The organism is Hymenobacter psychrophilus, assembly GCF_900107135.1.
Classification (GTDB): domain Bacteria; phylum Bacteroidota; class Bacteroidia; order Cytophagales; family Hymenobacteraceae; genus Hymenobacter; species Hymenobacter psychrophilus.
Map to the genome: position 1 here is coordinate 81,187 of NZ_FNOV01000002.1, position 16,710 is coordinate 97,896.

Annotated in this window: 13 protein-coding genes; 7 read left to right on the plus strand and 6 right to left on the minus strand. The window is 56.8% G+C overall.

The window, feature by feature from the left end; all coding sequences use genetic code 11:
• Positions 1 to 23: 23 nt before the first annotated feature.
• From BLW21_RS02835 to lepA, 4 genes are all read right to left on the minus strand, one after another.
• Positions 24 to 605: a 7-carboxy-7-deazaguanine synthase QueE gene (locus tag BLW21_RS02835; RefSeq protein WP_092737717.1), complete on the minus strand. Its 582-nt coding sequence runs from the start codon at positions 603 to 605 to the stop codon at positions 24 to 26.
• Positions 606 to 842: 237 nt separating this feature from the next.
• The gene (locus BLW21_RS02840) at positions 843 to 1,745 is read right to left on the minus strand and encodes a bifunctional 5,10-methylenetetrahydrofolate dehydrogenase/5,10-methenyltetrahydrofolate cyclohydrolase (RefSeq protein WP_092737719.1); all 903 of its coding nucleotides are present in this window, start codon (positions 1,743 to 1,745) and stop codon (positions 843 to 845) included.
• A gap of 15 nt (positions 1,746 to 1,760) precedes the next feature.
• A complete protein-coding gene (locus tag BLW21_RS02845) occupies positions 1,761 to 1,958 on the minus strand; it encodes a hypothetical protein (protein ID WP_139255064.1) in 198 nt (65 codons plus the stop codon).
• A gap of 104 nt (positions 1,959 to 2,062) precedes the next feature.
• Positions 2,063 to 3,850, minus strand: a complete 1,788-nt coding sequence (gene lepA / locus BLW21_RS02850) for a translation elongation factor 4 (protein ID WP_092737723.1) — start codon at positions 3,848 to 3,850, stop codon at positions 2,063 to 2,065.
• 204 nt (positions 3,851 to 4,054) lie between these two features.
• On the opposite strand from lepA, the gene BLW21_RS02855 reads away from it, so the two are divergent.
• Positions 4,055 to 4,456: a GlcG/HbpS family heme-binding protein gene (locus BLW21_RS02855; RefSeq protein WP_092737725.1), complete on the plus strand. Its 402-nt coding sequence runs from the start codon at positions 4,055 to 4,057 to the stop codon at positions 4,454 to 4,456.
• 149 nt (positions 4,457 to 4,605) lie between these two features.
• On the plus strand, positions 4,606 to 5,838 hold the full coding sequence (fdhA, locus tag BLW21_RS02860; protein WP_092737727.1) for a formaldehyde dehydrogenase, glutathione-independent: 1,233 nt from the start codon (positions 4,606 to 4,608) through the stop codon (positions 5,836 to 5,838).
• Positions 5,839 to 6,081: 243 nt separating this feature from the next.
• On the opposite strand, the gene BLW21_RS02865 is transcribed toward fdhA, so the two are convergent.
• On the minus strand, positions 6,082 to 6,834 hold the full coding sequence (locus BLW21_RS02865) for a hypothetical protein (RefSeq protein WP_139255065.1): 753 nt from the start codon (positions 6,832 to 6,834) through the stop codon (positions 6,082 to 6,084).
• A 138-nt stretch (positions 6,835 to 6,972) separates the two neighbouring features.
• Between BLW21_RS02865 and BLW21_RS02870 the strand changes: the two genes are divergently transcribed.
• The 3 genes from BLW21_RS02870 to BLW21_RS02880 all read left to right on the plus strand — a co-directional run bounded on the left by BLW21_RS02870 (position 6,973) and on the right by BLW21_RS02880 (position 14,465).
• Positions 6,973 to 10,461, plus strand: a complete 3,489-nt coding sequence (locus BLW21_RS02870) for a methylmalonyl-CoA mutase family protein (RefSeq protein WP_092737731.1) — start codon at positions 6,973 to 6,975, stop codon at positions 10,459 to 10,461.
• Between the two features lie 41 nt (positions 10,462 to 10,502).
• The gene (locus BLW21_RS02875; RefSeq protein ID WP_092737733.1) at positions 10,503 to 12,275 is read left to right on the plus strand and encodes an AAA family ATPase; all 1,773 of its coding nucleotides are present in this window, start codon (positions 10,503 to 10,505) and stop codon (positions 12,273 to 12,275) included.
• A 378-nt stretch (positions 12,276 to 12,653) separates the two neighbouring features.
• Entirely contained in the window at positions 12,654 to 14,465 is a 1,812-nt protein-coding gene (locus BLW21_RS02880) for a peptidoglycan D,D-transpeptidase FtsI family protein (RefSeq protein WP_175470838.1), read from the plus strand.
• 266 nt (positions 14,466 to 14,731) lie between these two features.
• On the opposite strand, the gene BLW21_RS02885 is transcribed toward BLW21_RS02880, so the two are convergent.
• Positions 14,732 to 15,229, minus strand: a complete 498-nt coding sequence (locus BLW21_RS02885) for a hypothetical protein (protein WP_139255066.1) — start codon at positions 15,227 to 15,229, stop codon at positions 14,732 to 14,734.
• Between the two features lie 325 nt (positions 15,230 to 15,554).
• On the opposite strand from BLW21_RS02885, the gene BLW21_RS21440 reads away from it, so the two are divergent.
• The gene (locus tag BLW21_RS21440) at positions 15,555 to 15,692 is read left to right on the plus strand and encodes a hypothetical protein (protein ID WP_175470839.1); all 138 of its coding nucleotides are present in this window, start codon (positions 15,555 to 15,557) and stop codon (positions 15,690 to 15,692) included.
• Positions 15,693 to 15,959: 267 nt separating this feature from the next.
• Positions 15,960 to 16,598 (plus strand): BamJ family beta-barrel-assembly machinery protein, encoded by a 639-nt coding sequence (locus tag BLW21_RS02890; RefSeq protein ID WP_092737739.1) that lies wholly within the window; start codon positions 15,960 to 15,962, stop codon positions 16,596 to 16,598.
• Positions 16,599 to 16,710 lie beyond the last annotated feature (112 nt).

Here is a 16,710-nt window from a genome sequence, read left to right on the forward strand (position 1 = left end):
AACGGGCTAAAGAAGTGAGGACGCTAAGGAATATCGAGGTACTTATGGGTCTGTAGCGACACCTGCCAGTGCGGGTGGGCTTTCACGTAGTCCACAATCAGCGGCGTCATGGCCGAGGCCTTGCTCCACTCGGGCTGCAGATAAAGGCGGCATTCGGGGCCGACCAGCGCGGCGTGCTCCTCGGCCCAGGCAAAGTCGCTTTTATTGAAGACCACGATTTTCAGCTCGTGGGCGGCGGCCAGCACCGCGGGTAGCGGAGCCTTAAACTTCTTGGGCGATACGCAAATCCAGTTCCAGTTTCCGCTAAGCGGGTAGGCACCGCTGGTTTCAATCCAGGTCTGGCAGCCAGCGGCCTGCAAAGCGGCCGTGAGCGGGCCCAGTTCGTGCATAAGCGGCTCGCCCCCGGTTACCACCACGTTGCGGCCGGGATGGGCCGTTACAGCCGCTACCAAGTCGGGCAGAGCGTGGCGCGGGTGCGCATCCAAGGGCCACGACTCCTTCACATCGCACCATACGCAGCCCACATCGCAGCCGCCGAGGCGGATGAAATAGGCGGCGCGGCCGGTATTGTAGCCCTCGCCCTGAATGGTATAAAATTGCTCCATCACGGGAAGCGAATCGGCGACCGGCGTGACTGAAGTTAGCGGAAGTACGTGCAGCAAAACGGGTGATCTTTTGAAAAAAAACAAGTCGGGCCGCCGGGAAATCCAACTACCGCAGTAACTGGCGCTTTTCCCGGCGGACCGACTTTAAAAGTACTACAACGCCCCGAATTCTGAAAGCCCAGCAGGGGATAATTGGATTTTAGAGTTCTGGGAAACTCGCTGTCATCCAAATTCCTATTACATCTCCCCTTTCGCAGCCCGCAGCGTATTGAGCAGTAGCATGGCAATGGTCATGGGGCCGACGCCGCCAGGTACGGGCGTGATATAGGACGTAAGCGGGGCCACCTCGGCAAAGCTCACATCACCTTTCAGGGCCCAGCCAGCTTTCTTGCTGGCGTCCTCCACGCGGGTCGTACCCACGTCAATCACCACCGCTCCGGGCTTTACCATATCAGCCGTTACGAAACCGGGACGACCTAGGGCCGCCACTAGGATGTCGGCCGTGCGGGTGATTTCGGGCAGGTTCTGGGTGCGCGAGTGGCATAAAGTAACCGTGCAGTTACCAGGCTCCAGGTTCTTGGCCAGCAAGATGCTAACCGGCGTACCTACAATGTTGGAGCGCCCAATAACCACGCAGTGCTTGCCGTCGGTGGGCAGGCCATAGCGGCGCAGCAGCTCCACGATGCCCGAGGGCGTGGCCGGCAGCAAGGCCGGCAGCCCTGCCACCATCCGCCCGATGTTCATCGGGTGGAAACCGTCCACATCCTTCTCCGGCCGCACCGCCTCAATCACCTTATTGGTGTCGATGTGGCGGGGCAACGGCAGTTGCACAATGAACCCATCGATTTGCGGGTCCTCGTTCAGCTCGGCCACCTTGGCCAGCAGTTCGGCTTCCGTGATGGAGTCCTCGTAGCGGAGCAGGGTGCTTTCGAAGCCCACCCGCTCGCAGGCCAGCACCTTGTTGCGCACATAGGTTTCCGAGCCGCCATCGTGGCCCACCAGAATGGCGGCTAGGTGCGGCGTTTTGTAGCCAGCAACCTTGCGGGCGGCTACTTCGGCCGCAATTTCAACTTTGATGTCCTCGGCGGTTTGCTTGCCGTCGATCAGGCGGTAGGTTATGGCGTCGGGGGCGCTCGTCATGCGGCAGGAAGTGGGTTAGGCGGAGGGCTTGTCGGCCGCGGCGTCGGCAACCGAGGCTTCGTAGGCGGTAATGGCTTCGGCACCGGCTTCGAGCAGGGCTTTTTCCATCACGGGCCAATCGTCGCGCCAGCGGAACTTACGCTCCTGGCCCTTACGGATTTTCTCCAGTTGGTCGTGGCTGCGACAGTTCTTCACGAGATGATGGTCAGACATGGTTTGAGGGAAAGCAACACACGCCCGGTTAAGAAGTGCATCAGATGAAAAAATGAGGATGTACGTGCAAAAAAAACGCGCCTGTCAACGGCGCGTTTTAGTCGTCAGTCAAGCTTAAGTACGGCCAAGAAGGCCTCCTGTGGAATCTCCACGGAGCCTACCTGGCGCATGCGCTTCTTGCCTTCCTTCTGCTTTTCGAGCAGCTTGCGCTTGCGGCTGATGTCGCCGCCATAGCACTTGGCAATTACGTTTTTGCGCAGGGCTTTCACCGTTTCGCGCGAAATGATTTTTTGGCCGATACTGGCCTGAATGGCAATTTCGAACTGCTGGCGGGGCAACAGCTCGCGCAGCTTTTCGCACAGCCGGCGGCCCCACTCGTAGCTCTTGCTGCGGTGCACGATGGCCGATAGCGCATCAACCTTCTCGCCGTTGAGCATGATGTCGAGCTTCACCATGTCCGACTCGCGGAAGCCGATCAACTCGTAGTCGAGCGAGGCGTAGCCGCGGCTGATGGTTTTGAGCTTGTCGAAGAAGTCGAATACGATTTCCGACAGCGGCAGCTCGAAGGTCATTTCTACCCGCTCGCTCGTCAGGTAGCTCTGGCCTTTGATAACGCCACGCTTTTCCATGCACAGCGTGATGATCGGGCCCACATAATCGGCGGCCGTGATGATCTGGGCCTTGATGAAGGGCTCCTCGATGTGCTTGATCATGTTCGGCTCCGGCATTTCGCTCGGCGCGTTGATGGTCAGCAGCTGGTCTTTGGTACCGGTGGCGTGGAACTGCACGCTGGGCACGGTGGTAATCACCGTCATGTTGAACTCGCGCTCCAGGCGCTCCTGCACGATTTCCATGTGCAGCATGCCCAGGAAACCGCAGCGGAAGCCGAAGCCCAAGGCCACCGACGTTTCGGGCTCCCACACCAGGGAGGCGTCATTGAGCTGGAGCTTCTCCATGCACGAGCGCAACTCCTCGTATTCGGTGGTATCGACGGGGTAGATGCCGGCGAAAACCATCGGCTTTACATCGGCAAAACCCTTAATGGCTTCCTTTGTGGGGTTTGCGACGTGCGTAATGGTGTCGCCCACTTTCACTTCGCGGGCTTCCTTGATGCCCGAAATGAGGTAGCCCACGTTGCCGGCGCCCATTTCCTGGCGCGGCTCCTGGTTGAGGCCCAGGATGCCGATTTCGTCGGCGCCGTACTCCTTGCCGGTGGCCATGAAGCGGAGCTTGTCGCCCTTCCGCATGGTGCCGTTCTTGATGCGGAACAGCACCTCGATACCACGGTAGGAGTTGAAAACGGAGTCGAAAATGAGGGCCTGCAACGGCGCCTCGGGGTCGCCTTTAGGGGCCGGTACCCGCTCGATGATGGCATTGAGGATGCCTTCGATGCCGAGGCCGGTTTTGCCGGAAGCGTGCAGGATGTCTTCGTACTCACAGCCGATGAGGTCCACGATTTCGTCGCTCACCTCCTCGGGCATGGCGTGGGGCAGGTCGATTTTGTTGAGGACGGGGATGATTTCCAGGTCGGCCCCGATGGCGAGGTAGAGGTTGGAAATCGTCTGGGCCTCGATGCCCTGCGAGGCATCCACGATGAGCAGCGCACCCTCGCAGGCGGCAATACTGCGGCTTACTTCGTAGCTGAAATCGACGTGGCCGGGGGTGTCAATCAGGTTGAGCGTATAGATTTCCCCTTTATAGGGATACTGCATCTGGATGGCGTGGCTCTTGATGGTAATGCCCCGCTCCCGCTCCAGGTCCATGTTGTCGAGCAGCTGGGCCTGCATGTCGCGCTTGGCCACGGTGCTCGTGAATTCGAGCAGGCGGTCGGCGAGCGTGCTTTTGCCGTGGTCGATGTGGGCAATGATGCAGAAATTGCGGATGTTCTTCACTGGAGGCAGTTTTTTCTAGGTTCAAAGGTACGCAACGACGCCCGGATATGCTACGGCCGCCTGGTAGCCTTGGCAACCGGCGGCCGTAGCAACCCTCACCGCTGCTTGGCCACGGCAGGGGCCCGACCACCATTACAGCGGCCGCAGCCGAACTATCTTTTGGGCTCCAACCCGCGTATAAAAGTATTCACCAACTAAATTCCCATGAACTCTATCAATCTCCAGCAGGCCCAGCAGATTATTGAAGCCGCCCGCCAAAAGTCGCAGGAAATGGGCGTAAAAATGAACATTGCGGTGGTAGATGCCGGGGCCAACCTCGTAGCCTTCGCCCGCATGGACGGCGCCTGGCTGGGTTCGCTTGACATCTCCATTAAGAAAGCCAAAACGGCCCGCTTCTTCGATATGCCCACCGGCGAGGTCGGCAAAATTTCGCAGCCCGGCGGTTCGCTTTTCGGCATCGAGCACTCCAACGGCGGCCTCATTACCTTCCCAGGCGGCCTGCCTATTAAGCAGGGCGACGAAATTGTGGGGGCCATCGGCGTATCGGGCGACTCGGTGGAGAACGACCACACGGTGGCCGAAGCCGGCATGAAGGCGCTGAAGTAGCCGGTTGCGGCCGGCCTGCCTTGGTGCCAACACAAACCTTATGGCGCCAACCGGCCTTGCAGTAGAACACCAAACGGCGGTCTTCCTTTATGGTGAAGGCCGCCGTCTGGCTTTTTACACCTTATCTACCACTTCCACAACCCACTATCATGGCCAACAACAGAGGCGTAGTTTACCTGGAGCCCGGCAAAGTAGCCGTTCAGGATATCGACTTTCCAGAGCTGAAAAACCCGAAAGGCAAAAAAATCACGCACGGCGTGATTCTCAAGGTTATATCGACCAACATCTGCGGCTCGGACCAGCATATGGTACGTGGCCGCACTACAGCGCCGGCCGGGCTGATTCTGGGCCACGAAATAACTGGCGAGGTGATTGAGGCGGGCGCCGATGTGGAGTTTCTCAAGAAGGGCGACCTAGTATCGGTGCCGTTTAACGTGGCCTGTGGCCGGTGCCGCACCTGCAAGGAGATGAAAACCGGCATTTGTCTGAGCGTGAATGAGGGCCGCGCCGGGGGCGCCTACGGCTACGTGGACATGGGTGGCTGGATTGGCGGGCAGGCCGAATATGTGATGGTTCCCTACGCTGATTTCAACCTGCTCCGGTTCCCGAACAAAGACCAGGCGATGGAGAAAATCCGCGACCTGACCATGCTGAGCGACATTTTCCCGACGGGTTTCCACGGGGCGGTGAAGGCCGGCGTAGGCCCGGGCACCACCGTGTACATTGCCGGCGCCGGGCCGGTAGGACTGGCCGCCGCGGCTTCGGCCCAGCTGCTGGGCGCGGCCGTGGTAATTGTGGGCGATATGAACAAGGCCCGCCTGGCGCACGCCCGCTCATTCGGCTGTGAAACCGTGGACCTGACGCTCGACGCCACCCTGACCGAGCAGATCACCCAGATTCTGGGCGTGCCGGAAATCGACTGCGCCGTTGACTGCGTGGGCTTTGAAGCCAGCGGGCACGGCACCGACTCCAAGAAGGAAGTACCGGCGGCCGTGCTCAACTCGCTCATGGAAATAACCCGCGCCGGGGGCTCCATCGGCATTCCCGGCCTCTACGTAACCGAAGACCCGGGTGCCGAGGACAAGGCCGCTCAGAAAGGCAGCCTTTCCATCCGGTTCGGGCTGGGCTGGGCCAAAAGCCACTCGTTCCATACCGGCCAGACGCCCGTGATGAGCTACAACCGCCAACTCATGCAGGCTATTTTATACGACAAAGTGCAGATTGCCAAGGCCGTGAACGTGGAGGTTATCAGCCTCGACGACGCGCCCCGCGGCTACGAGGAATTCGACAGCGGCGTGGCCAAAAAGTTTGTCATCAACCCCCACAACCTGATTCCGGACGTGAAACCCAAGGCCAAAAAGAAGGAAAAGGAAACGGCGTAAGGTCGGTTAGACTTTATAGTGGAAATGCCCCGGCGGATTCGTCGGGGCATTTTTTTGTGTCTTTATAACTCGAAAAAGGGCCGCTAGCCCGTACCGCTAAGCTTTGGCTCGGCGTATCGATGCTGACGATGAAACCAATTATGAGGGTGATGCGAAGCCGGAGCTGCACGCTACATCCCGAGTGCGTAAGCGCTGGCTGAAACACTGCTTCAGCAGCGTCTTCAGTGGCCCATACAGCCGTTGTTACCGCGCGTTGATAGCCCGCATATAGCCTGCCCGCAGAACAAGCAGCAAATAGAAGAACAGCAGCGCAGCGGCAATTGCCAGGTGGTCGCCGTCGATGATAGTCATGATGGTATAGAGGCCCGTAAACATGAGTGGTAAGAATACCACTGCATCGACCAGCACGGCTGGCCACGAATTGTATTTGGGCTTCTCGAAAAGCAGCGCGGGCAGGCGCGCGGGCCACAAAGCGAGCAGAAACAGTCCGTTGCTGATAAGCCAGCACCCGAAAAGTGCCGCCTGCCCATACATCAGCGGAATGCCAATCGAGTCAGCGAAGGGCGGGAAGTCGCCGCGGATAGCACGGTAATAGTGATACCAATAGAGGGCAGCGAGTAATGTAGCCCACCCGATATTCAGCCAGATGAGAAATCCGGCTTTACTCACCGTTTTCAGCCGCCGGAACCGTGCCCGGGTTTGTACTCGGTTGGCTCGTAAAAACAACAGAACCGTCAGGCTGCTGATAGCTATGCCGGAGCCGATATCGAGCCAGGTATTGCGGCTGGTGCGCCATGCTACTTCCGTTGCGTAGTAGGCCTGCCGGGTCTCCGCCTCGTTGCCTGAACCAAGCTGCGGCTGCAGAGCATATAGGTCGTTGATGCTCTTGCCCGGAACCAAGGCCGGCATAAAAAACCCAGTCAGCCAAACAAGTAACCCGAGCAATATCAAGCCTGCACATACAACCTGCAAATTCCGGGGCATTCGTTTCGGCATGGCGTAAAACTACCGTGTTTAAGTAGATGCCGGCCTACTACATTTGCGCACCACTCCCGGTTTCGGGTGCCTGCAACGCGCCCCCGCTGCCTGTTTCGTACCTTAGCCCTTCCAAAACCCACCCAACAACCCGCCCCTATGCAAGCTCCCGCAGCTCCTTATAAACCTAAAAACCACGTCCGCATTGTAACGGCCGCGGCCCTGTTCGATGGGCACGATGCCGCCATCAACATCATGCGCCGCATCATCCAGAGCAGCGGGGCCGAGGTTATCCACCTGGGCCACAACCGCTCGGTGCAGGAAATCGTGGACTGCGCCATTCAGGAAGACGCTCAGGCCATTGCCATTACCAGCTACCAGGGCGGCCACAACGAGTACTTCAAGTACATGCACGACCTGCTGCAAGAGCGGGGCGCAGGCCACATCAAGCTCTTCGGCGGCGGGGGCGGCGTAATTCTGCCCTCCGAAATCGAGGACCTGATGGCTCACGGCGTCACCCGCATCTACTCGCCCGACGACGGCCGCGCCATGGGCCTGCAAGGGATGATTAACGACCTGCTCGAACAGGCCGACTTCCCGACCGGCCAGAACCTCAACGGCGAGGCCGACCACCTCAAGGACAAGAACGCCCGCGACATCGGCCGCCTGATTTCGGCCGCCGAAAACTTCCCCGAGGAGTTTAAAAAAGCTTTTAGCCATCAGCTGTTAGCTGATAGCTCCCGTTCGAACGATAAGCTATCAGCTAACAGATCTGAGCTAACAGCTAAAAAATCCCCCATCCTCGGTATCACCGGCACGGGCGGCGCGGGCAAGTCGAGCCTGGTGGATGAGCTGGTGCGGCGGTTTCTGATGGACTTCCCCGAGAAGACCATTGCCATTATTTCCGTCGACCCCAGCAAGCGCAAGACCGGCGGGGCGCTGCTCGGCGACCGAATCCGGATGAACGCCATCAACAGCCCCCGCGTGTACATGCGCAGCCTGGCCACGCGCCAGAGCAACCTGGCTCTGAGCAAGTACGTGCAGGATGCCGTGGACGTGGTGCGGGCCGCCGACTTCGACCTGATTATCCTCGAAACCTCCGGCATCGGCCAGTCCGACACCGAAATCATCGAGCACTCCGACGCCAGCCTCTACGTGATGACGCCCGAATACGGGGCGGCCACCCAGCTGGAGAAAATCGACATGCTCGATTTCGCCGACGTGATTGCCCTCAACAAATTCGACAAGCGGGGCGCGCTCGATGCCCTACGTGATGTGCGCAAGCAGTACCAGCGCAACCACGGCCTTTGGGACAAGCAGACCGATACCATGCCGGTGTTCGGTACCATCGCCTCGCAGTTCAACGACCCGGGCATGAACCGGCTGTACCGCGCCGTGCTGGCCACCATGGAGGAGCGCACGGGCCACGCCTTCGCTTCGAAGCTCGAAACCTCGGTGGAGGATTCCGAGAAGATTTACATTATTCCGCCGCACCGCACGCGCTACCTTTCCGAAATAGCCGAAACCAACCGCCAATATGACCAGTGGGTTCAAAAACAGTCTGCCACAGCGCAGCAGCTCTATGGAATCCGACAAGCCGTCGGAGCCGTTGAAAGCCTCGGCAACGACCGAATTGGAAACAGTGCCGGAGGAATTGGTAACGGCAGCGGCGCAGCAGGCTCCGGAATCGAGCCCGGAGCACTCGTGGCCGGCCTGGAGAGCACCTTCGAGGAGGTCAAGCTCCGCCTGGACGGTCAGAACTGGAAACTCCTGGAGACCTGGCCGCAAACGGTAGCTGCTTATAAAGCCCCCGAGTTCGTATTCAAGGTGCGCGACAAGGAAATCCGCATCCAGACCCACACCCAGAGCCTCTCGGGCTCCCAGATTCCGAAAGTGAGCCTGCCGCGCTATACTGCCTGGGGAGATTTGCTCCGCTGGCAGCTCCAGGAGAACGTGCCCGGCGAGTTCCCCTACACGGCCGGCGTATTCCCCTTCAAGCGCGAGGGCGAAGACCCCACCCGCATGTTTGCGGGCGAAGGCGGCCCCGAGCGGACCAACCGCCGCTTCCACTACGTGAGTATGGGCCTGCCCGCCAAGCGCCTGAGCACGGCCTTCGACTCGGTGACGCTCTACGGCGAAGACCCCGACCACCGGCCCGACATCTACGGCAAAATCGGTAACGCCGGCGTGAGCATCGCCTGCCTCGACGACGCCAAGAAGCTCTATTCGGGCTTCAACCTGGCCAACCCGAGCACCTCGGTTTCCATGACCATCAACGGGCCGGCCGCCACCATTGCCGCCTTCTTCATGAACGCGGCCATCGACCAGCAGTGCGAGCTCTATATTAAGGAACACGGCCTGGAAGACGAGGTAAGCCAGAAAATCGACGAAATCTACCAGGGCTACGGCCAGCCCCGCCCCCACTATCAGGGCCCGCTGCCCGAGGGCAACGACGGCCTCGGCCTGCTGCTGCTCGGTGTAACCGGCGACCAGGTGCTGCCCGCCGACGTGTACGCCGGCATCAAAACCCGCACCCTCACGCAGGTGCGCGGCACGGTGCAGGCCGATATTCTCAAGGAAGATCAGGCCCAGAACACCTGCATTTTCTCCACCGAATTCGCCCTGCGCCTGATGGGCGACGTGCAGCAGTACTTCATCGACGAGAAGGTTCGCAACTTCTACTCGGTGTCGATTTCGGGCTACCACATTGCCGAGGCCGGCGCCAACCCCATCACCCAGCTGGCCCTCACGCTGAGCAACGGCTTCACGTTTGTGGAGTACTACGTGAGCCGGGGCATGGACGTGAACGACTTCGCCCCCAACCTCTCGTTCTTCTTCTCCAACGGCATCGACCCCGAGTACGCCGTGATTGGCCGCGTGGCGCGCCGCATCTGGGCCAAGGCTATGAAGCTGAAGTACGGCGGCAACGCCCGCTCGCAGATGCTCAAGTACCACATCCAGACCAGCGGCCGGAGCCTGCACGCCCAGGAAATCGACTTCAACGACATCCGCACCACCCTGCAGGCCCTGTACGCCATCTACGATAACTGCAACTCCCTGCACACCAACGCCTACGATGAGGCCATTACCACGCCCACCGAGGAATCGGTGCGCCGGGCCATGGCCATTCAGCTCATCATCAACCGCGAGCTGGGCCTGGCCAAGAACGAAAACCCGCTGCAAGGCTCCTTCATCATCGAGGAGCTCACCGACCTAGTGGAAGAGGCCGTGCTGCTCGAATTCGACCGCATCACGGAGCGCGGCGGCGTGCTGGGCGCCATGGAAACCATGTACCAGCGCGGCAAGATTCAAGAGGAGAGCATGCACTACGAGATGCTCAAGCACACGGGCGAGTACCCCATAATAGGAGTGAACACCTTCCTCTCCTCTAAAGGCTCGCCCACGGTGGTGCCCGCCGAGGTTATCCGCGCCACCGAGGAGGAAAAGCAGTACCAGATTACGATGCTGCAAGCCCTGCAAGCCCGCAACGCCGACGAGGCCCCGGCGCGCCTCAAGCACCTGCAACAGGCCGCCGTAGCCAACGAAAACCTGTTCAATGAGCTAATGGAAACCGTCAAGTTCTGCTCCCTTGGCCAGATTACGAACGCCCTGTTCGAGGTCGGCGGGCAGTATCGGCGGAATATGTAATTCTTTTCTTTAACTAATTTCTAACATTAACTTTTAAATATATGCTGCTGAATTTACCAGTAAAATACAAGTCTTTAGACCCTTTCAATTTAAATTTGCCTGATTTAACAATTTTAACAGGTGTAAATGGGGCCGGTAAAACACAGATTTTATCTGCAATTATTGAAACAAAGGCATCAGTATCTGAAAATAACCAAGAATTGAATCCAAAAAAATATGTAACTCACCAAACTTTGTCACCGAATGATAGCAATATAATAACAAGACAATCATCATTACAGGAAATTGAAGACATTTGGAACCCATATCATAATTTTCAACAACAAAATAAGTTAAGGCAGTACAACTTAAATCAATTTGTAAATGACCCCAAACAAGTTAAGATTTTAGTAGATATTGCAAATAAAACAAACAAAGATATTAACGAATTATCACAAGAAGATGTTTATCTTCATCGTCCAATTCATATTACTTCAGATGATATATTCTATCAAAATTTTTCAGGATTATTCAAAAGATACCAAGATAAATTCGATGAAAATAGATATCAAAGATTTATCTCTGTTGAAAACAATGACAAATCAATAATATATTTATCAAATGAGGATTTTATAACAGAAAACGGAGAAGCACCTTGGGACTTTGTGAATAAAATCATAAAGGAAGCGAATCTAGATTATCACATAAATTCGCCTAGTGGTATCCATAGAGATGCACCATTCGAACTTAAATTAGTTAATAATATAACAGGAACCGAAGTTAAATTCAGCGACTTATCATCAGGGGAAAAAGTATTGATGTCCTTAGCTTTGGCATTATACAATTCAAAATTTTCTATTGAATTTCCTAAAGTTCTATTGATGGATGAACCTGACGCTTCTCTCCATCCATCAATGTCTAAGCAATTTCTTGATGTAATTTTAAATGTTTTTGTTAAAGACAAGGGAGTGAAAGTCATAATGACTACTCACTCTCCTTCAACTGTTGCCTTAGCGCCCGAGGAGTCGTTGTTCGTTGTCAATAAATCTGGTCAACGTCTGGAAAAGTCTACTAAAGACCATGCTCTGAAAATACTTACTTCAGGCGTTCCATCTTTCAGTGTTAATTACGAAAATAGAAGACAAGTTTTTGTAGAGAGTAAGTATGATGTTATATTTTACGAAAAAATTTATAATAAACTCAAGAGTAAGCTGATTAAAGATATTTCTCTTAATTTTATTTCTTCAGGAGTAGCTGGAGCAGGTAATTGCGACCAAGTTATTGATATCGTAGAAAGGTTAACATCTTTTGGAAACAAATTTGTGTTTGGAATTATTGATTGGGATATAAAAAATAATCCTCAAGGACATATTTTAGTTCTTGGACATTCAGAAAGATATAGTTTAGAGAACTACATCTTTGATCCAATTCTACTTTGTGCGCTACTTTTAAGCGAAAGACTTATTGAAAGAGCTGATCTAGGACTCACAAATAACGAAACATACTCAGAATTCAGGAATTTATCAAATCCTCAACTTCAACTTATGTCCGATTTTATTATAAACAAAGTATCAGATGGATTTGATATTACTAAATCATCTATGAAAAAAGTTATCTACGGCAATAATTCAGAAATATCAATTCCCGAATGGTATTTAGAGAATCAAGGCCATAATTTAGAAGCTATTATTAAAAATAAATTTCCTCAATTAAATAAATTTAATAAAGAGGAAGGATTGAAGAAGGAAATAATTAATAAAATTATTGATGATATTCCTGAATTTATTCCTAAAGACATATTAGATTTATTCCATAGTATTCAGGATATGGACTAGTTGAATAAATACGCTGCTTATCAAGCCACTTTACGATGAGGCCTTGAATACCGTTAGCCACATCGAATTCAATCATTTGATGCCCTGTGCATCTCGGTAACTAAATACTGCGCCGCCTGAACCACTCCGGGCGGCGCACCTGTTTCCGCAGCTACTCCCTGGCCCGCCGCTGCCTTTACGAGCCGCTTCGGGTGGGGCCGGGGGCGCACGGTGGGGCGTTGGTGGCGGTTCGTGGTAGCGGTGGGCCGGAGGTAGCTTGGCAACCTGACCCGCGCCCCTGTTCGTAGCGTCGATTGCCCCGTTCATCGGCTCACCACTTATCCGCGCCGGGCAATTGGCTAGCTTTGATACATGCATACAGTTTTCTATAAGTGGAGGATGGGACTCCTGCTGTTGCTGCTGCTCATCGGGCAGACAGCCTGCTCCTCCCCTTCGGCCGAGGTGGCGGCGCAGGAGGTCCAGGAGCCTACCGAAACCTTCGCCCGCCGCCGCGTGGTAGTGGGTGCCGACTCGCTCGTGCGCGGCCGCCTGCTCGACCGTAACGACTCGGTGCTGGTAGCTACCGGCACGTTGCACCTGCTGAAGCTGCCGCGCAAGGGCACCCTCGATACCCTGGCGTTGGGCCAATTGCTGGGCTGGGGGCCGGCCACCATCAAGCGGCGCATTGCCAACGCCCTGCCCTACGACAACGCCCCGAATGGCTACCCCGTAAATCTGCGGCTGACGGCGGCCGAAGCAGCGCGGGTGCGTAAGGCCCGCAAGCAGTGGCCCACGCTGGTGCTCAGTACCCAAGTGGGTCGCCGCTATACTGCCAACGCCGGCGCGGCGGTACTGGGCTACCCGGCCGCCGAGGCCCAGGCCTTTTTCACGCAGGCCAAGCGCACCCAGCGCGGCCGCTTTTACCAGCTGCGCAACGGCGGCGTTGAGGGCTACTACAACGGCCTGCTGACGGGCCGCGTCGGCTACCTGCACCCGCTCATCGACTCGCTGGGCCAAAACCGCGGCAGCTGGGCCACCGATACCGTCTTTCGCCAGGGCCAGGACCTGCACCTGACCATCGACCGCAACCTGCAGGCCTACGCCGAGCAGCTCATGGGCAACCGCAAGGGCTACCTGGTAGCCCTCGACCCGAAAACCGGCGAAATCCTGGCCTACGTGTCGGGCCCCGTGTACGACCCGGCCACCCTCACGGCTCCCGACCAAGCCAAGGTGCGCTCGGAAATGCTGTATGATGAGAACCGGCCGCTTATCAACCGGCCCGCCATGCTGGCCAACCCGCCTGGTTCGGTGTTCAAGCTGGTGAATGCGGCCGTGGCCCTGCAGCTGGGCGCCATCAAGCCCGGCACCGGTTTCAAGTGCGACCAGCGGCTGATTAAGTGCGTGCACAACCATCCGGTACCCAGCAGCCTCACGGTGGGCCTCAAGTACAGCTGCAACCCCTACTTCTACCAGACCATGCGCAACCTCATCCAGCGCATGCCCGATAGCCTAGTAGTCGATACCGTGGCTGCCCGCCACGCCAACCTGGCCGAATGGCGGCGCTACGTGCGCTCCTTCGGCCTCGATTCGGTGCTGGGCGTTGACATCCCGCGCGAGGCCCCCGGCTTTTTGCCCACTCCTGAATACTACGACAAGGCCCGCGGCACCCGCCGCTGGACTTACCGCTCCATCTACTCACTGAGTATCGGGCAGGGCGAAATCAATATGACGGGCCTGCAAATGGCTAACATGACGGCCATCATCGCCAACCGCGGCTGGTACTACCCGCCCCACCTCGTGCGCAGCATCGGCGAGGATGGACCGCTCCCCCGCTTCCTCGAAAAGCGCCACACCCTCATCGACAGCGCCAACTTCGAAGCCCTGCTACCCGGCATGGTTGGGGTGATGCAGCGCGGCGGCACGGCCGAAACCTCCAGCCTCGCCGATGTAGGCATTACGGTGGCCGGCAAAACCGGCACCGTCGAAAACGGCGGCGCCGACGACGACGACCACGCCGCCTTTGTCGGTTTCGCCCCCGCCGACAACCCGAAGATTGTAGTAGCCGTGTATCTCGAAAACGCCGGTTTCGGAGCCACCGCTGCCGCGCCCTGCGCCGTTATGGTGATGGAAAAGCACCTGCGCGGCTCCATTGCCCCCAAACGCAAGCGCTGGGAAGCCCGCGTGAAGCACCGCGCCCGCAACGGGTATTAATCGCCAAACAGAACGCTGCTATTGTATATTCGGCGCGGCGTTCTGGCAGTTTAGCGGTTCTTTCCCGACTGCTGGTTTTTAGTTGATCGATGCATCACCGTGGGCGACGCCCGCCCGCTCTATCCCGCCCCCGACGAGCGCAACCGGCGCGTAGAAGTGCGGGTGGTAGAATAAGCGCCCACAATTACTGAAAGCCTGGTTCCTAAACGCCAAGAGCCCGCTTCTGACTGGCAGAAGCGGGCTCTTGGCGTTCATGTAAGTAGTTCCTACTTACGGGTTCTGGGTTTGGGTTTAGCCGGGGCGGGTGCGGGAGGAGTCCGACGGGCCTCTTCACGCTGGTAGAAAGCTACCTCATGCTGATAGGCCGAATAGTCCCAAGAGGGCCGGGCCGCGGCGGCCTGGCGGGCGGCCGAGCGGATGGCGTCCAGCTGCGCGGCGGGCAGAAACGACTGCGCCGAGTCGGCCAGCAGAGCTTGGTGGGTCTGCTCCAGTACCGTTTCGAGAGCCCCAATTTCGGCAGAACCCTTGCCGGAAAGAGCGCCTGGTTCGGTGCGCTGGCGGGCTACTTGCTGGCCCTGATAGTTAAAGGCGCTGTTGGATTTTGGAGTCGGGATAACGACCGGAGTAGTCGGCGAGGCCTCTTCTGCACCGATGGTTTTGTGCTTGGCCTTGGCTTTAGCCTTGCTATTGCGGGCGGCCATAGTGCCTATTTGGGTGGCGGCCCGCACACCGCCGAGCAGCAGGCTGGTTTGGGCTTGTGCCAAGTGTACACTGGCAAGGAAGAGAAAAGTAAACAGGTATTTCATCCGTAAAATCTTATACTGAAAAGATGGCGTGAAAGTAGACAACCAGAATGAAAATCCAGCTATACAGGGTGCTAAATGATTTTATGGGCAGTTTGATGCTCCCCCGCCAAGCTATTTGATATAGATATAGTGCAGCATTGCCTACCCACCGATTACCTGAGGGAGCTCACGCCTGTGACCAAAGCATCATCATTTTATTATGCTTGCATAACAATTTAGTAATTCAGGTGTAGTATCTTTGCAGCCAATCAGCTGATTGACACTTACCTTACCATCGAGTACCATGAAAAAGAGCACCGCCACCTTTTCGTCGCTGCTGCTGCTGGGCAGCTTCGGCTCCTACCGTTTTCTGGCCGCCCAACTGCGCGACCTGAGCCTGCATTTCGACCTGCGCGACGACGAAGAACTGCACTTCTGCTAAGCTTCACCCGTCTATTCTTTTACCGCTAGCCTCGCCCCTTTGGCGGGGCTAGCGTATTTTTGAACCTCAGAAACCGGGCTTCATTGTCAGCACCTTAGCGGCGGAGCCAGAAAAAACAACATCCATTCGCGGCGGTTTTCGGTACTTCACAGTGGCGACGGCCCGCGCGGGCTGCGCTTCCCCTTTTCCACCTGTTGATTTCGCCCCCGGCCACTGCCCGAAACAAGCGGCGGCAGCAGCGGCAGAATCAGCGCAACTCAGTGCTTTATGGAATTGAATGGCTTGAAAGAGCAAATCAGCTACATCATCGGCCGCGACATGGCCAACAACTTCGCCCAGCAGGGTCTCGACCTCGACGTCGATATTTTTGCCCAGTCGATGAAGGAGGCCCTCACCAACGAGCCCAGCCGCCTCACGCCCGAGCAGATGCAGAGCGCCATGCAGCAGCTGCAGGAGCAGCTCGGCGGCGGCATGGAAGATGACAACGACGACAACCAAAACGCCAACGATATGGGTAACAACAAAGCCGAAGGCGAAGCCTTCCTGCAGGAAAACGCCAACAAAGCCGGTGTAACCACCCTGCCCAGCGGCCTGCAGTACGAGGTCATCACCGAGGGCAGCGGCCCCAAGCCCGGTCCCGGCTCGTCGGTGACCACGCACTACCACGGCACGCTGCTCAACGGTACGGTGTTCGACAGCTCGTACCAGCGTGGCCAGCCCGCTACGTTTGGCGTAAACCAGGTAATTGCCGGCTGGACAGAGGCCCTGCAGCTGATGCCTGAAGGTTCGAAGTGGCGCCTCTATATTCCCTCCGACCTCGCCTATGGCAAGCGTGGTGCCGGCCGCGACATCGGTCCCGATACCACGCTTATTTTCGATGTGGAGCTGGTGAAGGTGAACAAGTAGCGTGGAAACGAAGCAAAAGATGAGCAGGTAAGCAGCATGTCATCACCTTTACCGCCCCATCTGTTAGCTTCGCCACCTGAACCGACCCAAACCATGCAAGCCCCGCTGCCTC